Annotated in this window: 16 protein-coding genes; 5 read left to right on the top strand and 11 right to left on the bottom strand. The window is 47.8% G+C overall.

Annotated elements, in window-relative coordinates:
• Window positions 1-12: 12 nt before the first annotated feature.
• From HGH91_RS14215 to HGH91_RS14225, 3 genes are all read right to left on the bottom strand, one after another.
• On the bottom strand, window positions 13-1188 hold the full coding sequence (locus HGH91_RS14215) for a hypothetical protein (protein WP_168739189.1): 1176 nt from the start codon (window positions 1186-1188) through the stop codon (window positions 13-15).
• A 10-nt stretch (window positions 1189-1198) separates the two neighbouring features.
• Complete coding sequence (locus HGH91_RS14220; RefSeq protein ID WP_168739191.1) at window positions 1199-2053, bottom strand: TssN family type VI secretion system protein; 855 nt, start codon at window positions 2051-2053, stop codon at window positions 1199-1201.
• A 109-nt stretch (window positions 2054-2162) separates the two neighbouring features.
• Window positions 2163-3125, bottom strand: a complete 963-nt coding sequence (locus tag HGH91_RS14225; RefSeq protein ID WP_168739193.1) for a hypothetical protein — start codon at window positions 3123-3125, stop codon at window positions 2163-2165.
• Between the two features lie 240 nt (window positions 3126-3365).
• Between HGH91_RS14225 and HGH91_RS14230 the strand changes: the two genes are divergently transcribed.
• Genes HGH91_RS14230 through HGH91_RS14240 form a run of 3 tightly spaced genes read left to right on the top strand, consistent with a single transcriptional unit; the run spans window position 3366 to window position 6712 of the window.
• Complete coding sequence (locus HGH91_RS14230; RefSeq protein WP_168739195.1) at window positions 3366-4418, top strand: PKD domain-containing protein; 1053 nt, start codon at window positions 3366-3368, stop codon at window positions 4416-4418.
• A gap of 8 nt (window positions 4419-4426) precedes the next feature.
• Complete coding sequence (locus HGH91_RS14235; protein WP_168739196.1) at window positions 4427-4858, top strand: GPW/gp25 family protein; 432 nt, start codon at window positions 4427-4429, stop codon at window positions 4856-4858.
• Window positions 4859-4882: 24 nt separating this feature from the next.
• Complete coding sequence (locus HGH91_RS14240) at window positions 4883-6712, top strand: type VI secretion system baseplate subunit TssF (protein WP_168739198.1); 1830 nt, start codon at window positions 4883-4885, stop codon at window positions 6710-6712.
• 27 nt (window positions 6713-6739) lie between these two features.
• Here HGH91_RS14240 and HGH91_RS14245 read toward each other — a convergent pair whose 3' ends face one another.
• The 8 genes from HGH91_RS14245 to HGH91_RS14280 all read right to left on the bottom strand — a co-directional run bounded on the left by HGH91_RS14245 (window position 6740) and on the right by HGH91_RS14280 (window position 16646).
• On the bottom strand, window positions 6740-7837 hold the full coding sequence (locus HGH91_RS14245) for a transglycosylase SLT domain-containing protein (RefSeq protein WP_168739200.1): 1098 nt from the start codon (window positions 7835-7837) through the stop codon (window positions 6740-6742).
• Entirely contained in the window at window positions 7834-8733 is a 900-nt protein-coding gene (locus HGH91_RS14250) for a hypothetical protein (protein WP_168739202.1), read from the bottom strand. The genes HGH91_RS14245 and HGH91_RS14250 overlap by 4 nt, the downstream gene beginning before the upstream one ends.
• A 127-nt stretch (window positions 8734-8860) precedes the next feature.
• The gene (locus HGH91_RS14255; protein WP_168739204.1) at window positions 8861-10231 is read right to left on the bottom strand and encodes a DUF5458 family protein; all 1371 of its coding nucleotides are present in this window, start codon (window positions 10229-10231) and stop codon (window positions 8861-8863) included.
• A gap of 38 nt (window positions 10232-10269) precedes the next feature.
• The gene (locus tag HGH91_RS14260; protein ID WP_168739206.1) at window positions 10270-10716 is read right to left on the bottom strand and encodes a hypothetical protein; all 447 of its coding nucleotides are present in this window, start codon (window positions 10714-10716) and stop codon (window positions 10270-10272) included.
• A 37-nt stretch (window positions 10717-10753) separates the two neighbouring features.
• Window positions 10754-13198: an ATP-dependent Clp protease ATP-binding subunit gene (locus tag HGH91_RS14265; RefSeq protein ID WP_168739207.1), complete on the bottom strand. Its 2445-nt coding sequence runs from the start codon at window positions 13196-13198 to the stop codon at window positions 10754-10756.
• 403 nt (window positions 13199-13601) lie between these two features.
• Window positions 13602-14657 (bottom strand): DUF3137 domain-containing protein, encoded by a 1056-nt coding sequence (locus HGH91_RS14270; protein ID WP_168739209.1) that lies wholly within the window; start codon window positions 14655-14657, stop codon window positions 13602-13604.
• 16 nt (window positions 14658-14673) lie between these two features.
• Window positions 14674-15198 (bottom strand): hypothetical protein, encoded by a 525-nt coding sequence (locus HGH91_RS14275; protein WP_168739211.1) that lies wholly within the window; start codon window positions 15196-15198, stop codon window positions 14674-14676.
• Window positions 15199-15431: 233 nt separating this feature from the next.
• Window positions 15432-16646: a PmoA family protein gene (locus tag HGH91_RS14280; RefSeq protein WP_168739212.1), complete on the bottom strand. Its 1215-nt coding sequence runs from the start codon at window positions 16644-16646 to the stop codon at window positions 15432-15434.
• A gap of 143 nt (window positions 16647-16789) precedes the next feature.
• Between HGH91_RS14280 and HGH91_RS14285 the strand changes: the two genes are divergently transcribed.
• Entirely contained in the window at window positions 16790-18343 is a 1554-nt protein-coding gene (locus HGH91_RS14285) for a C25 family cysteine peptidase (RefSeq protein ID WP_168739214.1), read from the top strand.
• Window positions 18330-18602: a hypothetical protein gene (locus HGH91_RS14290; protein ID WP_168739216.1), complete on the top strand. Its 273-nt coding sequence runs from the start codon at window positions 18330-18332 to the stop codon at window positions 18600-18602. The genes HGH91_RS14285 and HGH91_RS14290 overlap by 14 nt, the downstream gene beginning before the upstream one ends.
• Window positions 18603-18640: the final 38 nt, after the last annotated feature.

The raw sequence follows: 18640 nt of genomic DNA on the forward strand, positions 1-18640 counted from the left end.
AGGTTTGCATACTTAGTCGGTAAAAAACCAACGCTTGGCTTTATGTTTACGCAGGTACTCGGAATCCTCCTGTGACTCTTCTTTCACAAAAATATTGCTGTCCTGCTTGCGTCCGATATAATCCAGTCTGCTCAAGCTTTCAAAGAGTTTGTTCACTGCCCTAACGAAAGGAATCATGGGTTGCAGGCATTCGCGTACATCCAGGTGTTTATAACGGATATTGGCGCAGTTGATCATGAGGGTTTCCAGTTCTCCCTGTCTGAGTTCGCACCATTCAGATAAATAATTGAGCAGTTCTTCTTTGCCGGCGCCGGCACGTTGGTCGATAGCATTTTTCATAGTACGTGCCAGTCCTGCAATGATTTCCAACATTTGTGCGGGCGGCTGGTTCATGGCCAGCCACCTGAACTGGGTAATACGCGTGCCGAGGAACTGTACCATCTTCTCCGTAGTATAAAGTACTACCAGTGCCAAATCATTATTCTGGTTCCTGCCATAAATTTTTTGCACGATATGCACGCCATACAATTCCATTTGTCCAAGGAACTGATCCAGCTCGTGATACAGGTCGATCAGCGATGGGTGGGCGCTCACAATGCTGCATGGCGGAATATAATCATCGTCCATCAGCGGGCGGCCATCTACTACGTTGATACGTGCCAGCACCATCTGGTAGCTGCCTAACTGGCCGGAAGGCAACTGGGAGGCGGGCGCTACATATAGGCTATATTCCGGCGTAGCATACGGCAATCTTGGCGGATCTTCTTCCAGCAACGGTTCTCCGCTGGGCTGACGGTTAAACGGGTTCACCTGCATGAGTACGTAGTAGGCACTTTCTGTATGCTGCGGGTCCCAGGTATAAGTTGCTTCGGGGAAAGTGGTGGCGTACTTGAGGGAATGTACCGTATGCTCAGGTACTTCAATCCTGCCTCCACCGGGCGTTACCGCCCTGCATTCTGTCAATTTGATGCGCCACTGCTGTTGGTTGTCGCTCACAAACCAGCAACGCAGCGATTCTTTATTTTCACCTTTGGGAGGTAATAAGCCATAGTTGAGTGCATGAATGCCGCAGGCCAGCGCATCCCTGATCTGGTCCAGCAGCGCATTTTCCGTATCAATAAAATGCTGCTTCTTTATCTTCATGCCATCTACCCAGTTAACGGGAAAATGCTTTAACGGTTCTGCCATAATACTGCTTTTAGGATAACATTATTCTATTACAAATGATCACACTGTTTTCCTTGATGCCATTCATAAATACCGCCTTGTGAGGGTCGAGCGTTTTAGCGCCGCCAAACCAGCGTGGCTTCAGGTGAAACACCCATCCGTAGGGCTGCCCGTTGTTATCTACAAAATCAATGGGGGTATTGGGATAACGATCATTATAGTCATTAATAAAGTGATAAAATAAATCGCCCAGGTCCATTTTAATCGGTGTTCTTGCACGGAAATAAGTACGGGTGCCATCCTTAAGCCCTTTCTCCATTTCCAGCCCGATTACAATCAGGTCACGCATCTCATCCTCATTTACTTCCGGCACTTCCTTATACATCGGGTATTGCCACCATTTATGCACTTTTACCGGGATAGCCATCATCCGCTCAAAAGTTTTATATACAAATGTGGGAAGCACAAAAGAAAACATGCTGGTAAGCATCGGATAATACAGGAAGGTGTCCTTATCGAGGAAGCGGTTGACCAGTACAAACCCGGCGCCGCCAAACAACCAGATAGCCAGAATAAAGGCCAGTTCAGATATCAGCGTGGTTTCATTCGCCCAGAAACGGGTATACATAAAGTGACAGTGAACAACTCCCAGTCCCAGGAACCATACTTCATAAAAGAGATACTGATTCATCAGGTTCTGATGGGTAAACAGGAAAGGGATGGAACTGATAACGGCAAATACCAGCGTCATACACACTAAATACAACAGTGCTTTCTTTTTATAAAGGCTGAAATTTTTAATGTATCTGCTGAGCAAAGCCACTATGAAAGATCCTACGGCCATAACGCCGGCCAGCATAATGTAAAACTTAGCAGTGTATCTCATAGCTCTGATGATATGTCAAGGTTTTTCGGGTTTGGGTACTAACATGTTTTCGGTTTTTCAGATGCCGGGTAACAGCAAATATAATTCCATAATATAATGAATCAATCGCTCACAGAAAAAAATTATAACCCATTAATCCCTGATCAGGTTGCTTATCGGCCATGACCACCGTTTTTTCGCCAGCGGGCGGTAGTAATAAAGTTTTTACTTCCGCATCGGCGGGAAACAGGTATCCGTAACATACCTCCAGCAGCTTTCCATAAGGTCGCCAGGGCAGGTAATCGTATAACCGTTGGCGTTTAACCGGCCCGATGCTCACCGTAATAACAGGCATATCGATATAACAGGAAGTGCCTACCATCGCATCTATGCCGAGGGCACATTCTCCCAGGGGGACGCCATTCCCCGTTTCCACCAGTTGCGGATTCCGGTCAATCCTGATATCCACAGTTTCTTCAAATATCTGCTCCAGGCATAGCTTTATCAGCGACCTGTTGCCAGCAATACGATGCACATAGGGCAACAGTTTTACCAGCCTGTTAGCGCCCACATCCGGTAATCCTGCCGGCAGGTTCCAAAAGGCATGAAATAACTGGTCGGCATCTTTACCAAATACATCAAATAACAAATGCTTCTCCCGCTGTTCCAGGTATACCCGCTGCAGGAAAAATTCATTCTCCAGCGGCTGAAAAAAACGACGGGCCTGCTGCTGCTGCTGCTGTTGCCGCTTATAACGCGCCACCATCTCTCCCACCCCCATCTGCCGGGAAGAAGGCTCCTGCTTGAATTCATGAAAAATTCCCTGGGGCAGGCGGTCGTAGATACCATCGCGGGAAAGGGTTAAATTAATAAACGGCTGATAAGGCTGACTATCATCCAGTTTTACCTGTGTAATATCTGTGGTAAACGAACGGGTAAATACATTCTGCATCTGTACCACCACTTCTTCTTCCCGCACACAGTTATCCAGCAATTCCCCTACCACTACTTCTGCCCTCACATCGTAGGGCAAAGCATTGACATAGTCAATCACTTCCTCCAGCACGGCGGCTTTCTGTGCATTGTTTACCATAAGGTGTTGATTTAGGTTCTTCTTATCCTGCTATTAGCTGACGACTGTTAGCATAACTATCGTTCGTTCGACTATGGCTCCGGGCTAACAACTAGCAGCAAAAATAGGGGATTGCTTTTATTATTCTCCATAATTCCGGCTTAAATTTTAATGCCCTGAAAAAATTTTTCACCGGGTTAAGTTTAGCAATTTATCCAAAAAAACACTAAAATTGCAATATTGTAAAAACCTGAAAAACCGATGGCCCCCCGTAAACCCGAAAATGAACGTAAGGTTAACTCATTCAGACCTTTTGGAAAAATTGCCAGTCATGTCGACCCCATGGTACTGTGGACTTTCTTTGCCCTTTTCCTGATCAGTGGCGTGCTGCTGGCCTTTCAACTCGATACCAAAGAAGATTGCAGCAATACCGATATTATACTGAGTCATGTTCAAAATACCAACAGTAAAGCCTACCTGGTAGGCGAAGTCATTACTTTCAACGCAGCCAATCACGATAAAAAAACTAACAACTACACCTGGGAATTTGGCGATTCCAGCAATAAGGCCACCGGCCAACAGGTGTACCATTCCTTCAATAAAGCTGGCAGCTACATGGTTACCCTCAGTTCCGGCAAATGCAGCTGGACAAAAGAAGTGCTCGTAACCATGCCCGTGGAAAATACCGGTGGCAAGCCCGATATTTTCCCGGTTATTGAAGGGCCGTCTGAAGCCTTCGCCGGCAGGCCTGTTACCTTTACCAACAAAACTTCTTCCGCTACCCAATGGAGTTGGCGGCTCCTGCAGGACAACGCAGCAGTTCATGCAGGCGCTACCGTTACCTACACGTTCTCTTCTCCAGGAGAAAGGACTTTGTCGCTCATCATCAATGGCGACAGCGCCCACATGGTACTCAAACACATTACCGTATTCCCCGCCCGCCCTGCCGCGCCGGAGCATACCCCCGATGTACCATTCAACCCCGAACCGGTACAGCCTAAAGCACCGGAACCACCACCAGTAGCGGAAAAGCCTAAACCCTCTATCTCCGATGACGAATTTAAATACCTGCTCACCCAGGTAACCACCAAACAGAAAACAGCGGCAGACTTTGCGCAGTATCTCTGTAATAACCTCGGTACCAAAGTGGTACTGAACGGTAACGACCAGGATAATTTTGAACACTTCTGCTCCCGTATTTATGGTAAGAAAAAATTCAAGATAGAAAGGGTGAACCTGACCAAAGATGCCAACGGCTGCGTAAATGGCATCCTGATCATGTATGACCGTAAAAAATTACTGGGTATATTTTAATGCCATCCATGAAAGGAAAATATTATAAACTCCCGATAGACTTTTCTCAGCTGCTGCAGAAAAAAGATATGCCTGCCATCACGCTGGAAGAGTCTATCGAACAACATATACACCTGCTGATCACTACCGTATTGGGAGAAAATAAAGATGATCCCCAATATGGCTGCCAGTGGTGGGACAGCGACTTTGATATCAAAGCCTCCAACAACGAAGTGAAGGAACAGATAGAAAACGCGGTGAAAGCATCCATTGTACGATACGAAAAAAGAATCACACAGATAAGGGTGGTGGCCGCTGTAAACCAGGAAGAGTTATTCCTGCCGGCTACCCGCAAAATGAAAAAGAAGATACGCGTGACCGTTACCGGGAGCATCAGCAAAAACAATAACCCGTTCCAGTACAGCAGTTTCTTCTACATCAGCCCCTTATCCTACGATTGATCATTTGTTTATTAACCACCACTCATGAAAGAAAAGAAAGAACGAATAAAGGATAGAATGTTAAAAACCGCTGCCCGCCTGTGGGGATATCCCGATGCGGAAGTGGAAACCTCTTTTGATCCCGTTGTGCAACTGCTCCTGGAAACCTGCGCCAGCGAACTGGAAAAAATTTCCGGGGAAGTAGACGTATCACATGCACGGCTGGTGGAAAGACTGGCGCAAATCATGATGCCGGAACCCATTACCAGCGCCCAGCCCGCCTATGGCATCCTGCATGCCATGGCCACTGAAGCGGTGGCCGATATTCACGCTGATCACCAATTTTACCACCATACCAAAAACGGCAGCCACACCCGCGATATCTTCTTCTCCCCGGTTACTAATCATCGCCTCTTCCGCGGACAGGTACAATACCTGGTCATCGGCAACAAATTATTTGAAACCCGCGATCATTGGTTTAAGGAACAGGTACTACAGGGACATTTATCTCCCAACACCCCTCCCAACCACCTGTGGATAGGTCTGACCATGGAAGATGTACCCCATTCCTGGGAGGGCATGTCGCTCTTCTTTGATCTTCGCAATATCCACCAGCAGGAAATGTTCTATCACTACCTGCCCCTGGCCAGGATATTCGCCAATAACCGCGAGCTGGCGATCAAAAGCGGTTACGCCCATAGCCGTAATATGGCAGAAGAGGAGGTAGACAACATGGTGCAGGTAGCGGTCAATAACAACGCCAGGTACAGCCAGCACATTCTCCAACGGTTTCGCCGCCACTTTGTAACCATCACAGATACACAGGCGCCCATAGCCACCAGCCTGCCGGAACAACTCAACAGCATATACGGAGCCGACAGCCAACGCATACAAAAAGATATTTACTGGCTACGCATAGAATTCCCCGAGGCACTGCATCATACCCTGATGGAAGACCTTTACTGCAGTATCAACTGTTTCCCGGTGATTAACAAAAAAAATAACGAGCAGTCCATGAAACTGAATCGTTATCTCAATATCATCCCCCTGCAAACACCGGATATCTTCTTCGATATCAAAAGAGTATACGACCTGGAAGGCACCGATTATTACATACGTAATTTTTCTACTGCCGGCCAGATGCAGGAAGGAGAGCTGGTCATCCGCAGCAGCGGCATTGGGCGCTTCGATACCCGCGAAGCCAAAGAAGTGATCGCCTACCTGGTAGAAGTGATCCGGGATGAAAGCTCCCTGTTTGAAGAAGTGAAGAACGACTATGTAACCAACCGCATGCGGGAACTACACCAGCTGATTGCTTCCCTGGAAGAACAGTTGCAGCCCGGCGCCAACAAAGGGAATATCCCCTATGTGATGGTAAAACCTAAAGACAACGCCGAATACATTTTCCTGGAATTTTACTCCACTAACGGTACCGCCGCCAATAACATCCGAATGGGTACCCGCTTGCTCGAGTATGGAAATATTCACACCCGTCCCAATAGCATTACCTTACTGACCAATACACAGGGGGGAAAAGACCGGTTAAATATCGATGAAAAAATAAATCTTTACCGCTCTCACCTGCTGTCGCACAACCGCATTGTAACGCCGGAAGATATGAAAGCGCTGTGCCACACTATTTATGGCGAAGAAATGAAAACGGCCACCATCACGAAAGGCGTAGCACTACAGCCCGGCAACGGCGCGGGTTACAACCGTACCCTGGATATCCGCATTTCCCTGGCACAACCAACAGACAGGTACCCTGCTGCCAATCTTCAGTATATGAAGGAAGAGTTGCTGCTACAACTGGAGGAGAAATCCACTAATACTTTCCCGTACCGGGTTTTCATCAACGAAGTATTGATGCCGTAAACTTTTGCACTGCGCATACAGGTGATATCATCGCACTGCCAAGACAGCCGTTGCATGGCCACTCACCAGGCTAAAATTCCTATTATCATTCGCACTACGCAACTGTACACTACCGCCGGTTTTCAGCAAATCGGCGGGAACGCCTTTCTTTCCGTCTGCCGCACAAAGCACTACGGTATTACCGAATCCAAGATCTACATAAACCCGGTTGCTCACCAGCCAACCCTTGCCGGAGAGACTGGAATTTTTCCGTATGTATACGCCGTTGGCCTGCAAATCATCGAGCAACTGGATGCTGACCAGCTGTCCATCTTCAAAGGTGGTATAATGCTGCAAGCGGGCGGCATATACGGTTACTCCCTGTTTGGGAACAGCTGCTGACCGGCCAATAGCAATACGAATATTATTAAAATCCTTATCGGCTGTTTTACTAACCGGCGCAGGGGTAGCAAACACTGATCCGTTGTTGGTGGATTTGGCAAATACATTATAGCCAAAGCCCGGCATGTATAGCTCCGGACTTTCAAACAGCTGCTTGATCGCAATGATCTTGTAGATATACTGCGCCGTTTCGTTGTTGAGCACCAACTGGTAATAGTCGCTGCTTCCCTGCCGTTTTATGTTTTTGGAGATGTTGCCCGGGCCGGCATTATACGCTGCTGCAGCCAATGTCCAGGAGTTAAGTTGCTGGTGTAGCTGGCGTAACAGGCGGCAGGCAGCATGGGTGGCCTTGATCAGGTGATTGCGCTCGTCGTACCCCGGGCTGACAGTGAGTCCCAGTTCTGCTGCAGTGCCTGGCATGATCTGCCATACGCCCTGGGCGCCCACCGGGGAGGTAGCATTGCTTAGCCCACTTTCAACAATGGGCAGGTATTTAAAGTCCAGCGGTACGTTGTATTGCTGGAGAATAGGTTCTATAACCGGGAAATATAATTCTGCCTTCATGCGTAATGCAGGAAGATAGCCCTGGTAGCGCAGGTTACGCTTAATGATATCCATCAGCCGGAAAGAAACAAAGTCCCTTTCCATAGGCACCACCTCCCCACAGAAATCAACCTGCTGGGCAATGCCCGGTGCTGCTATACCCAGCAGCAACAATACCATCAGAACAAACCGCTGTATCATTGTTTGGCCAACATATATTTCGGAAGCACGGTTACAGGAATGTATAACACCAATTGCTGTTTACCTTCTGTGGTTTGCAAAACCACAATCACTTCATCGTCCTTTCTAAACTGTTTGGATGGCACCACGTACACTTCACTGACCTCTTCTTTAGGGGCAATAACGGAAGGGCCTCTCCGGTAAAGAATGGGCATGGTATGCAACAGGGAAGTATCTTTCTTTTCCTTATGGAGCAAGCTGGCCTTCACTATCTCAAAAGGTTCCCTTCCTTTATTGCGGATACGGAAACTGAAATAGTTCAGTTTATTCAGTGTCATGGCCTGGGCATAGCCTACGCTTACACCATCCACTTTTACTTCATACTGGTGATTTACTTTATGATCATGCCCGAAGTCGTCTGCGATTTTACCTACCGTTACCGTATCCACGCTGATGAGGCTTACGCCGCTTTCTTCCGGCAGGTTAGCCAGATCATCCGATAATCTTTCTCCTTTACCGGCACGTGGTTCCTGTGGGGCAGCTTCCGGTGTGGTAATGGCTCCCGTAGTTCTGACCTTGCCGGACAGGGTGTATTTCAGCCGGGCCAGGTCTACTTTATCGCGGAAGGCGATGATCATGTAATGTATGTTTTCTCCTTCCCTGACAATCAGGTTAGTTGGCCGGGGTGTAGCGGTAACAGGCCGCAGGAATACCATATTGCCATCTACAATGCGGTAGTCATAATCTGTATTCTTTCCGTCTCCGATCTGGAAAGTACTGATGGGAGCACCGGAGGTAATAAGTGTAACAGCGCCTTTGGTGGTCAGGATACTATCTGTACCCGTTTGGGCCATGACAGTGAAACCAATCCCGGTAATTAACAAACAAAGCAGTAAACTGCACAGCACTCTTTTCATCGTTTCGTCAGCATTTTAGCCTTAAGATATTAACTGAATTATGTCTAGGGATTTTCAGCGGTCAGCTTCCGGCGGTCAACAGGCACTCCTAAAATGCCGTTAAAGGCCTAAAGCTGACCGGTGACGACTATTTGCCATCCTGTTCGTAGGTAGTATCCCAATCTGTAGCTTCATCGCCTTTTTGACCCTCCATTTTGATCAGGAAGTTCTTGGCAGGGAAATAAGGCTTCAGATGGATATCCAGGTGGATACGGTCTTTCTGTACCGGATCCTGTTCAAAACGGCGGATATTGAAGTCTTCTATGAGTTTATCGGGACCTGTGATACCATCCAGGAAGCGGATAATCTGTTTCATCAGGTCTTTACGTGTATTGGCATTGAAGTTTTCAAAAGCGCGGCGGTTGAGGAAGTCCATCAGCACTTTAGTAACGAAGTCGAATACCCGTACTACGGAATAGGTTTGCAAGCCCAGGTTATCGCCGTTAAACAGCGTTTTGGCGCTGAAGGCCATTACTTTGCCATATTCCTTTACCATGGGCACCAGTCCCATTTTTTCGAGGCTGGCGATTTCGCTTTTCTTCAGCTCAAATTTCACCCCATCTACTTCGTTCATACCACCGAATTTCTTACCGGCGGTTACCTGCGACATGAGGGTTTTATAAATTTTCCCTGCGAGCGCGCCGGATGGCGGTACATAGAGGTGATCCTGCTCTCCTACTTCGTCGAACTTGCCGCGGCCTACCAGCCAGTTACAGGCCATGATTACGTTGGAGCGGTGGATTTCGCCACCAGTGAGGTTAGCCAGTTCAAACATTTCCATCACATCATCCGGAGCATCCAGGTGTGCGAAATCTGTTACCAGCATGGCTTTATTTTCATGGGCTATTTTCGCCCATTTTTCTATTACTTTATTGGAACCGAGGTATCCTGGTATTACCAGCAGGCTATAGTTGCTGCGCAGATCCAGGCGATCGTAGTTGTTGACCAACTCCGTGCTCACCGCATCGATAAACCGGGTATTGTCCAGGTCTTTCAGCTGTTCCAGCTCCACGTTGATAAACGATACGTTCTTCACCTTGTCGGACTCCGTATTCTTGAAGAAGAGCGCCACGTTGCGGTAAGACTGTTCCAGTTCACGGGTAGTATCTACGGCTTCGCCGAGATTGGTGGACAATACTTTCTCTGCTTCTTCCGCATGGGAAGTACAAAAGTCTACCATTTCGGGCAGCTCATTCGTTTCTGACAATACCTTTTCCCAGAGTGACAGTACTTTTTTGAGTTTATCTCTTTCTGTTTTCTTTCCGGCTTCGGTCAGAAAAATATTACGACGCGCTTTACGATCGGGGTTAAGGTTCTGTGCGCCTTCAATTGCAGCTTCCAACAGGTCGAAACCGCCGTATTTTGCCAGTTCTTCAATATTCTCTACGAGGTTAACTTCCTGTTTTTGTGAAGACAGGCTTTCGTTTTGCGGCTCCTGGTTTTTCTGTAATTCTGCCATAATCAGTGAGGTTATGTTCCTGGATAGGGAACTGTTAATTATTTGGTATTAAGGTCTTTCATCATGCCACGAATGGCTCCCAGTATCGCTTTGCGGGCATCGGGATCTGCCAGGGCAGATTTGAGGATCTTGTTTGTTTTCAGTTGCTTCATAATTTTCAGGTACTGCTCTTTTTCAGTAGCCAGGTCATTTAAGAAAGCACTTTGAGCGGTAATACCTTTTACTCCAAAATCCCCCAGGTGATGAAACTGCAGTTTTTCAGGCACGGTGCGGCCTTCTGCATCATGGAAGCTTACGTTCACGGCTGGTTTGAAATGTTCAAAAACAGCTTCTACAGAAGTAAGCCCTTCCACTATTTCAGGTTTAACAGGCGCCTGCTGGGTTAACTTTTCAGCAAACAAGGTACGGTTATGCGAAATTTCCGCGATGGCTTCGTTGGCGTCCAGCTTCACTTCTGTGCCGCCAATTCCGTAGTTGTCATTCATTTGAGATAAAATTTAAATTTTTGGAATCTGACAATCATCAATTTATGGTCCAGTCTAACTGATCATTTTTTATATCGAGGGTTACCGACATATCTTTCCGGAGACTACCATTAATAATCATGCGCGACAATGGTTTGCGCAATTGTCCCCGTATCACTTCCCGCAATGGGCGCGCGCCATACTGAGGTGAATAACCCATCAGTGCCAGGTGGCGCCGGGCCGCTTCGGTAACGGTTAAACTAATTTCCTGTTGTTGCAACGATTGTAATAAATGCTGTAAATGGATGTCGAATATCTTTTCCACGTTCGATTGCCGGATAGGGCCAAAGGGAACAATTTCCGTAAGCCTGCCCAGGAACTCGGGCCTGAAGTGTTTAGCCATCAGCTCCATCAGCTGCGCCGATCCGGGAATGATATTTTGCTGGAAAGATTTTGCAATGACTTCACTGCCGATGTTGGAGGTAAACAATACCAGCGCATTGGAGAAATCGCCGGTCTTCCCCAGCCTGTCGTGCAACTTTCCCTCATCCATGATCTGCAGGAAGATATCAAACACAGAGGGATGCGCTTTTTCGATCTCATCAAACAACACTACTGCATAGGGTTGCTGTCTTATCTTATTCACCAGCAATCCTCCTTCTTCATATCCTACATATCCCGGAGGAGCGCCATACAGCAGGGCTGCTGCATGTTCTTCCTTGAATTCAGACATGTCAAAGCGGATCATGCTACGTTCATCCTGGAAAAGAAAATCAGCCAGTGATTTGGCCAGTTCTGTTTTACCGGTGCCGGTGGGTCCGAGGAAAAAGAAAGAACCTATGGGCTGCCCGGGTCTGCTCAGGCCGGACCTTGACTCCAGGATGGCATCTGCAACTGCTTTGAGCGTATGATCCTGGCCCACTACCCGTTTACGCAGGTGTTCTTCCATACTCACCAGGCGCGCTCTTTCTTCTGATTGCACTTTCCCTAAAGGAATGCCGGTAATGGAAGCTATCATGGTAGCCAGGTCCACCGGGGTTACTTCTTCCTGCTGTGCAGCGGCGATGGTAGCCAGTTGTTCCAGCAATTGTTGCAGGGCGGCCTGCAATTCCGGTGTGGTGGTTAATTTGTGTATATCGGCCGATGCAGATAAACGGGCAGACAGTAACGCACCCAGGCGTTCTGTCATTTGCCGGTAGAACCATTGCAGGTCGGCTATTTGTAAGGGATCATTACCAGTTAGCGTGGTAAACTCTGCCTGTAAAGTTTGTAACAGCGTTGAACCGGTATCGTGCATAGCGCGTATAGCAGCCATGGTGCGGTCCAACAGGTTAATGGCACTATCCGGCAGGCATCTTTCTTTCAGGTAGCGGCGCGACAAGCGGATAGATTCGTGTATACTTTCGGGTGATACCTTCAGTTGATAGAAGTTTTCATACACAGGTATAACAGCCTGTATCATGCGGGTAGCCAGGGTTTCATCCGGCTCTGACAGGGCAATGGTTTCAAAACGGTGCCGCAGGATGGCGTCCGGCTCTATCAGCTTACGGAATCCTTCCGGCGTGGTAGCGCCTATCAGGATAATTTCACCTTTTCCCAAAGCTGCCTTCATCACGTTGGCTATTCCGCCACCAGATTGCTTGTCCAGCAAGCTATGCAGGTTGTCGATAAAAAGTATATGCCTGCCCGTTTGCTTCAGTTGCTGGATTACCTGCAACAGGCGATCTTCCAGTTCATTTTTATAGGCTGCCCCCGCTATAAATGCACCATAATCCAGCGCATATACATCGGAAGACTGCAAAGACAAAGGGACCTGTTTTTGTACGATAGCCCGCGCAAGGCCTTCTACCAGTGAGGTTTTACCTACACCTCCTTCTCCTATGATCAATACGCTGGCCCGGTCTTTTCGTGTAAGCACTTCCGTGATACTCCTGATTTCGCCATCACGGCCAATGACCGGGTGGAAAGTTTTCAGTAGCTGGGGGTCTGTAATGCGGTATACATATTTCAGTGCGCCCGGCTTAATGCTTTTACCATTGGCGGAGATAGCCGGGGTTCCTTCCTTTCCCTTCTTCCCGGCTGCTTTTAGCTGGTCGCGGGTAAAGGGAAATGTTTTTAGTTGCTCATAAGAAAAACCCACTCCAGGCGTACAGAGTGCGATCAGCAGGCTCCAGGCATCTGCCTCGGCCTGGTCGTTTTCCTGTGCTATATTGATGGCTTCCTGTAATACGGCAGTTGCCGCCTCATCCGGTTCCGGTTCATCGGGGATGCGCGAGGCCCTGGGCATTTCGTCCAAACGTACTTCTGCCCACTCTTCCAGGTAGTATACATCGATATCCATTTCATGTAAAGCAGCCGTTAATCCTGTTTCCCGGTGCAAACAGGCACGTAACAGATGCGCAGGCGTGTACTGCGGATGATGATACTCTTTTGCAATGGCTGTTGCTATCCTAATGGCAGATTGCAATGCAGGGCCGAATATGGTCAATGTTGACAGGGTCATTTGGATGATACCAGGTTTTTCTATTAATTAAGTTAACAATTACAAATTCTATATTGGGTGCCATCTCTTACGTGGCGTGGTAAAGATACAGCGAAAACCTATACAGCGAAATCAAACTTTAAAAAAACTCGCCTAAGAAGAAATAATTAACCCTTACTCATATATTATTCGTATGCGTTGTCGCCTATAATGCACTATAGCAAAGGTTTACAGCGGATATAAAAAAATACCATAACATATTATTTAAATTTTAAAAATGACAACTGCAACGCGCCCTGCTACTTTCTTTGACAGGAAAATATGGGGAGGATATCTACCTATTAACGGGTTATCGATTTACTGTCTCTCAAAAAACAAATAATATTCCTGCAGTTTTATCGCAGGAATAATGGCTGTAGGGTGGCTAGGATCTGGAGAAGGTGTGGTTAGTCCAGATAGTGGCATTGTGCTGAAGATCCTCTGCGAGCTGTAACATGGATACAAAATCCAGGTAGAAGTTCTTCAACATCTGCCGGTCTTCCAGTGATTTATGCAAAGTGGTTTCAAAATAATCCATTCCATGGCTGATGCCCACGTACACCCGGTTATTATAAAACGAGATGAACAGTTTAGCACCGGAGCGTTCCTGCAGTCCGGTCAATTTTTCCATTAATATAGGCGTGAGCAACTGCTGCGCTTCATTTTCATCCTTCGCATACACCATAAACAGTTTATTGAAAGTGCTGTCGGCGGGTAATACTTTTTTACCCAGGTTCCAGGTTTCAATAAATCCATTGTCGGCGGCGCCGGAGTTGAACCAGCTTTCCAGCGTGGTGCTGCGCGACAGGATATATACCGGGGTACTGAAATAGCGGGGATAGTGGCCGATAAAATAGCTGCCACAAAAAACAACGTCGGGGCCTTGTCCCCGTAAGGTCACCAACGGCATATGCGTTACCGTGAGATCGCAAAACTGGAAATTCATATCACCCAGTTTACCATACACCTGGTCATTGCCGGTAATCGTGTAATTTTTCCTGGCAAACAGGCCACTTTCGGTAAATTCATCGTAACTGGCGTAATTGAGTGGCTGGTAGGCATACGATGGGTTTAGAAAACCAATCACCGGCCTTACGATCTTTTCCTTAAAATCCTGTCCATAATCAACCGCAGCCGTAGCTCCTTTTTGTTTCATCATAAAATAACGCACACCGTATCCTCCAAGTGTGAACAAGGTTACCAGCGCTACCATCAGGATAACCTGGTTACCGGAACCGGCCTGGCCGGTAACCGCAGTTTCCGCTGCCGTATGCAGGCTATATCTCACCAGGAAAAAAACAAAAACGGCAAACGGCACCAGGATAGCTGCCCACATCCAGCGCATCCAGTTACGGCCGGCAATACGGCGTTTTTCCTGGGCCAGCAGCTCCTGTTGAAGCCGCTGGTCCAGGAAGGTATTAAATTCTTCCAGTGTCTTCATATCCTGTATGTCATTATCAGTTAGATGACCAGTTGGCAGAGCTGCCTCCGATGCTACTCACATTGTGAAGGGCAGGCTGACTGATCAGGGCTTTAAAAGGTTGTACGTTTTCGGCCGATAGCGGCAGCTTAAAGAAAGAGCGGCTCTGCCCTATTCTCACGTGGGCATATTCCATGGGAAACAAGCGGATCCTGATAATGCGCAGGGGCAATGTCAGTTTATAGTCCGTATAGGTGTCCACGTTATTTACAGATTCTCCTTTCTCCAGTCGGTTTACAAACTCCAGGATTTTCTCCGGGCGTTTCTTTGCCTGCATGAGCATCACAATATACGGGATCAGTACCCCTACTGGCAGGAACAGTAAAATGTAGAGAATGGCTTTGGGGGTTTCCGTACTGCTGCCGGAAAAAATGCTATAGCCTATCAGGCCAAAAACGAGTACAGCAAATACTTCAGCAGTAATAAGGGCGGTAATGGTTTGCTTTTTATCCCTTTCATGGATTTCCAGCAATGTTGTTTTCAGTTCAGCGAGGTTGTTCATCAGTATATGTATTTAGAATAAAGTGGTAAATGACTATTGGGGTTTTAGCCCACCACACTTCCCCTGAAAAGGCACATCGTTCTCATCTGGTGCTGGTTTCTCTCTGTATTTAAGTTCTTCATGAAGATGGCGGTTAAGGGTTATAAAAGGCTTCTCCGAGGTTAACCGAGTGAAAGCCCTGATCATTCACGGCGATAAAATAAATGAAAAAGCGACTAATCTCCAAATGCAAATTAGCGATAGCTCACCTGTGGCGGATGTGCATAATCCTGCCAGGCGGCCTCTGCTTCTTCTGCGGTAATATCTCCGCTAAACACCATGATGCGGTATTTCAGCTGGTAGCGGGACCCCGCATAGAGCTGCCATGGTTTCATGCGGGTGGGCGTATAGTTAAACATGAGTTCACCGCCTTCCGCATCTTCCGGCCATACCCGCAGTGGTTCCGGTGAATCGAAATTATCAGGATCACTCATGATTAACAATCCTGCCTTTCCTTTGGGTGTGGTGCCACTGATTTTTACCCAGCGGGCCCGGGTACTGTCGGCATTCCTGCGGGTATTGCCTTCCGAGGTAAGCACCTGGCTGGTGTTTGCGGTAAAGTCGGCCGTGGTTCGTAAGCCAAAGCCGCCGCCATAACGATATTGCAACAGGGTAATACCATTCGGGGAGGCAGGGGTAAACGTACTGGTAAAATCCCATTGACGGCGGGATCCCTTATCCGTAGCGGGATATGCCTTCACCAACCAGGTTTCTGTGATAGCTGTTTTTTCCGTACCATCTTTCCCGAAAGCGATATGATCCTGTTGGGCGCTGAAACCACACCAGGCATTGCCGGAAAAAGTTTCCAGGTGTCCGGCAAAACGCACCTTCCCTTCTTTCTTCTGCACATTCCAGAAATCCGTTTCCCTTCCTTCAAAAAGCGTGTGCGTCCATGGATTCCAGATCCCCATGTGGTGGAGATGCCCTGCATTGGGAAAAATGTTTGTCAGGATGACACCATTAGGCGCCCATAGCGGGTGAATAAACCCGCTGCGGTTATACACCGTATCTTTACCGGCAGGAGCTGCCACCGTTTCGTAATTATACTGAAGAATGGGGGATTGCTTTTCTTCCAGCAGCAGGTGCCCCGATTGTGTCACTGCTTTCAGGAGAGGAGCTCCCGGCGCATGACCTTTCTTTAGGTCATACACCCGCTCTGCACCGGCTTGAGTAGTGCCCGTCATCATCCAGCAGAGCTGACCGTTGTGCACACTAACGTTAACGGGAATACGCTTTCCGTTACCCACCTCTTCCATGGTTACTTCCCCGGCGCCCTCCGGCAGGGTCGCGTATACGATGCTGTTATACCGGGTAATATCTCCGGCCTTTACCGCCAGCCGGATCGTTTGCGCCTGGATAGGTGTATACATGAAAAGTAACAACGTAATGGATAACCGGAATTTTTTCATATGCCCGTGGATAGATTTACAGAAAAATACGGTTTACTTTTTCACTATGCAAATACCTTGCGTACAGCGCCGGTAATATTGTAATAACGGTGTGTAGCTTATTATCTTTTAATTCCTATTTTTGACTGATTAATCAGGATAAAATGGCATCCCCCAATACAAATATGCTGACTACCAAACTCATAATAACCAATAAATCAGCGCTGCAGGCCAAATATGGTGATGCACATCAACAGATACTGGATGACATTAACGCATTACTGGCCTTTGACGTCAGTCGCCACCTGGATGCGCATGTTATTTTCCTGGATGATGCGGCACAGATGCAATCCTGCCAGGCCACGGCGGTAACAGATGTCACTGATGATGCACAGCATAAGAAAGCCATCGATGACCTGTACCGTTTTTTCTCGCCGGGATATCTACTGCTGTTGGGCGCACAGGATATTATTCCACTACAGCGCCTGAAAAACCTGCTGCCGGGGGAAAACGATCCGGATGCCGTCATTCCCAGCGATCTGCCATATGCCTGTGATACACCCTATGACACAGATCCGGGTAAATTTATTGCACCTACCCGGGTGGTAGGACGCTTACCGGATGTACCGGCACAAGGCGATCCCGCGTACTTACATACACTGATCAACAATATTATTACGGCTGTTCCCTCCACCCGGAGCGAATACCTGCCCTACTTTTCGCTCAGTACCTTTGACTGGCAGGATTCAACGCAAAACAGCCTGCAAAGCATTTTCGGGAATCACAACAGCTTACAGCTGTTTCCCGGGGATCCAAGTTTTACGGGTACTAACTGGACAGCGGAGCAATTACAGCCTAAAACACATTTCCTCAACTGTCACGGCGCCATCAACAATCCCGCTTACTACGGGCAGAAAATTGCTGATTTCCCGATGGCATTGCGGTCGGATATACTCACCAACAAAATTGCATTTGGCACCATCGTAGCGGCCGAATGCTGCTATGGCGGGCAACTGTTCGATCCGAAGAAAAACAGCGCCCGGCGGATGAGTATGGCCAATAGCTACCTGCTTAATCATGCACTGGCCTTTGTAGGCGCCACCAATATCGCATATGGTCCGCCTACCGGGCAGGGACTATCAGACCTGCTCACCCAGTATTTTGTGATCAATGTGCTGAATGGCGCCTCCACCGGCAGGGCTTTGCTGGAAGCAAGACAGCGGTTCCTTCATGAAATGGGTCCTACCCTGGATCCTTATGAGCTGAAAACAACCGCACAGTTTTACCTGTTGGGCGATCCTTCCCTGCAACCGGTTATCAACGACAAAGATCCCAGCGCCACGAGTGCACAGGCTCCCTTTGTTAATGCCCTGCAGAACCGCCGTGATAACCTGGAAGCCCGCGGCAAAATGCTGGACGATTTTATTGCCGTACCACAGCCGTCTGATGACGGGCATGCCACAGACCCCGCACTGCACACTGCCCTACATCAATTACTCGATGAAAAAAGCTTTGCTAAAACACGCACACAGAAAATATATGTCAACAAAAAAAATAAAGACATGGGCAAAGAAGAAGCACATAGCTCCATGCCATCTGTAAAATTTCATGTATTTTCGGAATCAACTGCCAATGGGGACACACCTTTAACCAAGGTCCTGGTGGTAAAAGAAAAAAACAATCAAATACTGGGATATCGTGAATATGTCAGCAGATAAAACGAACCGGGATGATAAAGACCATCCCTTTGTGACGCTTACGGGGCGCCTGGTGTTGCGCACATTTGGCAGACATAGCAAAAGCGAGCACCTGGCGGTATACCTGGTTTCCGACCAGGGCGACTACCTCATACGCCCGGCAGGCGCCAACCCTTTTATGCCCGATGCCCTGATGCCGCTGGTAGGTAAAACCATCATCGCTACCGGATATATAGAGGATTACGTATTCCTTGCCCAAACCTGGAAAGAGGAAGAATAGCTATTTTTTGCTATTTTGTCGTTTCAACGTTATCCGCT

Origin of the sequence: Chitinophaga eiseniae (genome assembly GCF_012641265.1) — a bacterium.
In the GTDB taxonomy this organism is placed as follows: domain Bacteria; phylum Bacteroidota; class Bacteroidia; order Chitinophagales; family Chitinophagaceae; genus Chitinophaga; species Chitinophaga eiseniae_A.

Bases quoted from the DNA above. Each gene is read 5' to 3' on its own strand.
- HGH91_RS14215 (WP_168739189.1), bottom strand. From the start codon at position 1,188: ATGGCAGAACCGTTAAAGCATTTTCCCGTTAACTGGGTAGATGGCATG.
- HGH91_RS14220 (WP_168739191.1), bottom strand. From the start codon at position 2,053: ATGAGATACACTGCTAAGTTTTACATTATGCTGGCCGGCGTTATGGCC.
- HGH91_RS14225 (WP_168739193.1), bottom strand. From the start codon at position 3,125: ATGGTAAACAATGCACAGAAAGCCGCCGTGCTGGAGGAAGTGATTGAC.
- HGH91_RS14230 (WP_168739195.1), top strand. From the start codon at position 3,366: ATGGCCCCCCGTAAACCCGAAAATGAACGTAAGGTTAACTCATTCAGA.
- HGH91_RS14235 (WP_168739196.1), top strand. From the start codon at position 4,427: ATGAAAGGAAAATATTATAAACTCCCGATAGACTTTTCTCAGCTGCTG.
- HGH91_RS14240 (WP_168739198.1), top strand. From the start codon at position 4,883: ATGAAAGAAAAGAAAGAACGAATAAAGGATAGAATGTTAAAAACCGCT.
- HGH91_RS14245 (WP_168739200.1), bottom strand. From the start codon at position 7,837: ATGATACAGCGGTTTGTTCTGATGGTATTGTTGCTGCTGGGTATAGCA.
- HGH91_RS14250 (WP_168739202.1), bottom strand. From the start codon at position 8,733: ATGAAAAGAGTGCTGTGCAGTTTACTGCTTTGTTTGTTAATTACCGGG.
- HGH91_RS14255 (WP_168739204.1), bottom strand. From the start codon at position 10,231: ATGGCAGAATTACAGAAAAACCAGGAGCCGCAAAACGAAAGCCTGTCT.
- HGH91_RS14260 (WP_168739206.1), bottom strand. From the start codon at position 10,716: ATGAATGACAACTACGGAATTGGCGGCACAGAAGTGAAGCTGGACGCC.
- HGH91_RS14265 (WP_168739207.1), bottom strand. From the start codon at position 13,198: ATGACCCTGTCAACATTGACCATATTCGGCCCTGCATTGCAATCTGCC.
- HGH91_RS14270 (WP_168739209.1), bottom strand. From the start codon at position 14,657: ATGAAGACACTGGAAGAATTTAATACCTTCCTGGACCAGCGGCTTCAA.
- HGH91_RS14275 (WP_168739211.1), bottom strand. From the start codon at position 15,198: ATGAACAACCTCGCTGAACTGAAAACAACATTGCTGGAAATCCATGAA.
- HGH91_RS14280 (WP_168739212.1), bottom strand. From the start codon at position 16,646: ATGAAAAAATTCCGGTTATCCATTACGTTGTTACTTTTCATGTATACA.
- HGH91_RS14285 (WP_168739214.1), top strand. From the start codon at position 16,790: ATGGCATCCCCCAATACAAATATGCTGACTACCAAACTCATAATAACC.
- HGH91_RS14290 (WP_168739216.1), top strand. From the start codon at position 18,330: ATGTCAGCAGATAAAACGAACCGGGATGATAAAGACCATCCCTTTGTG.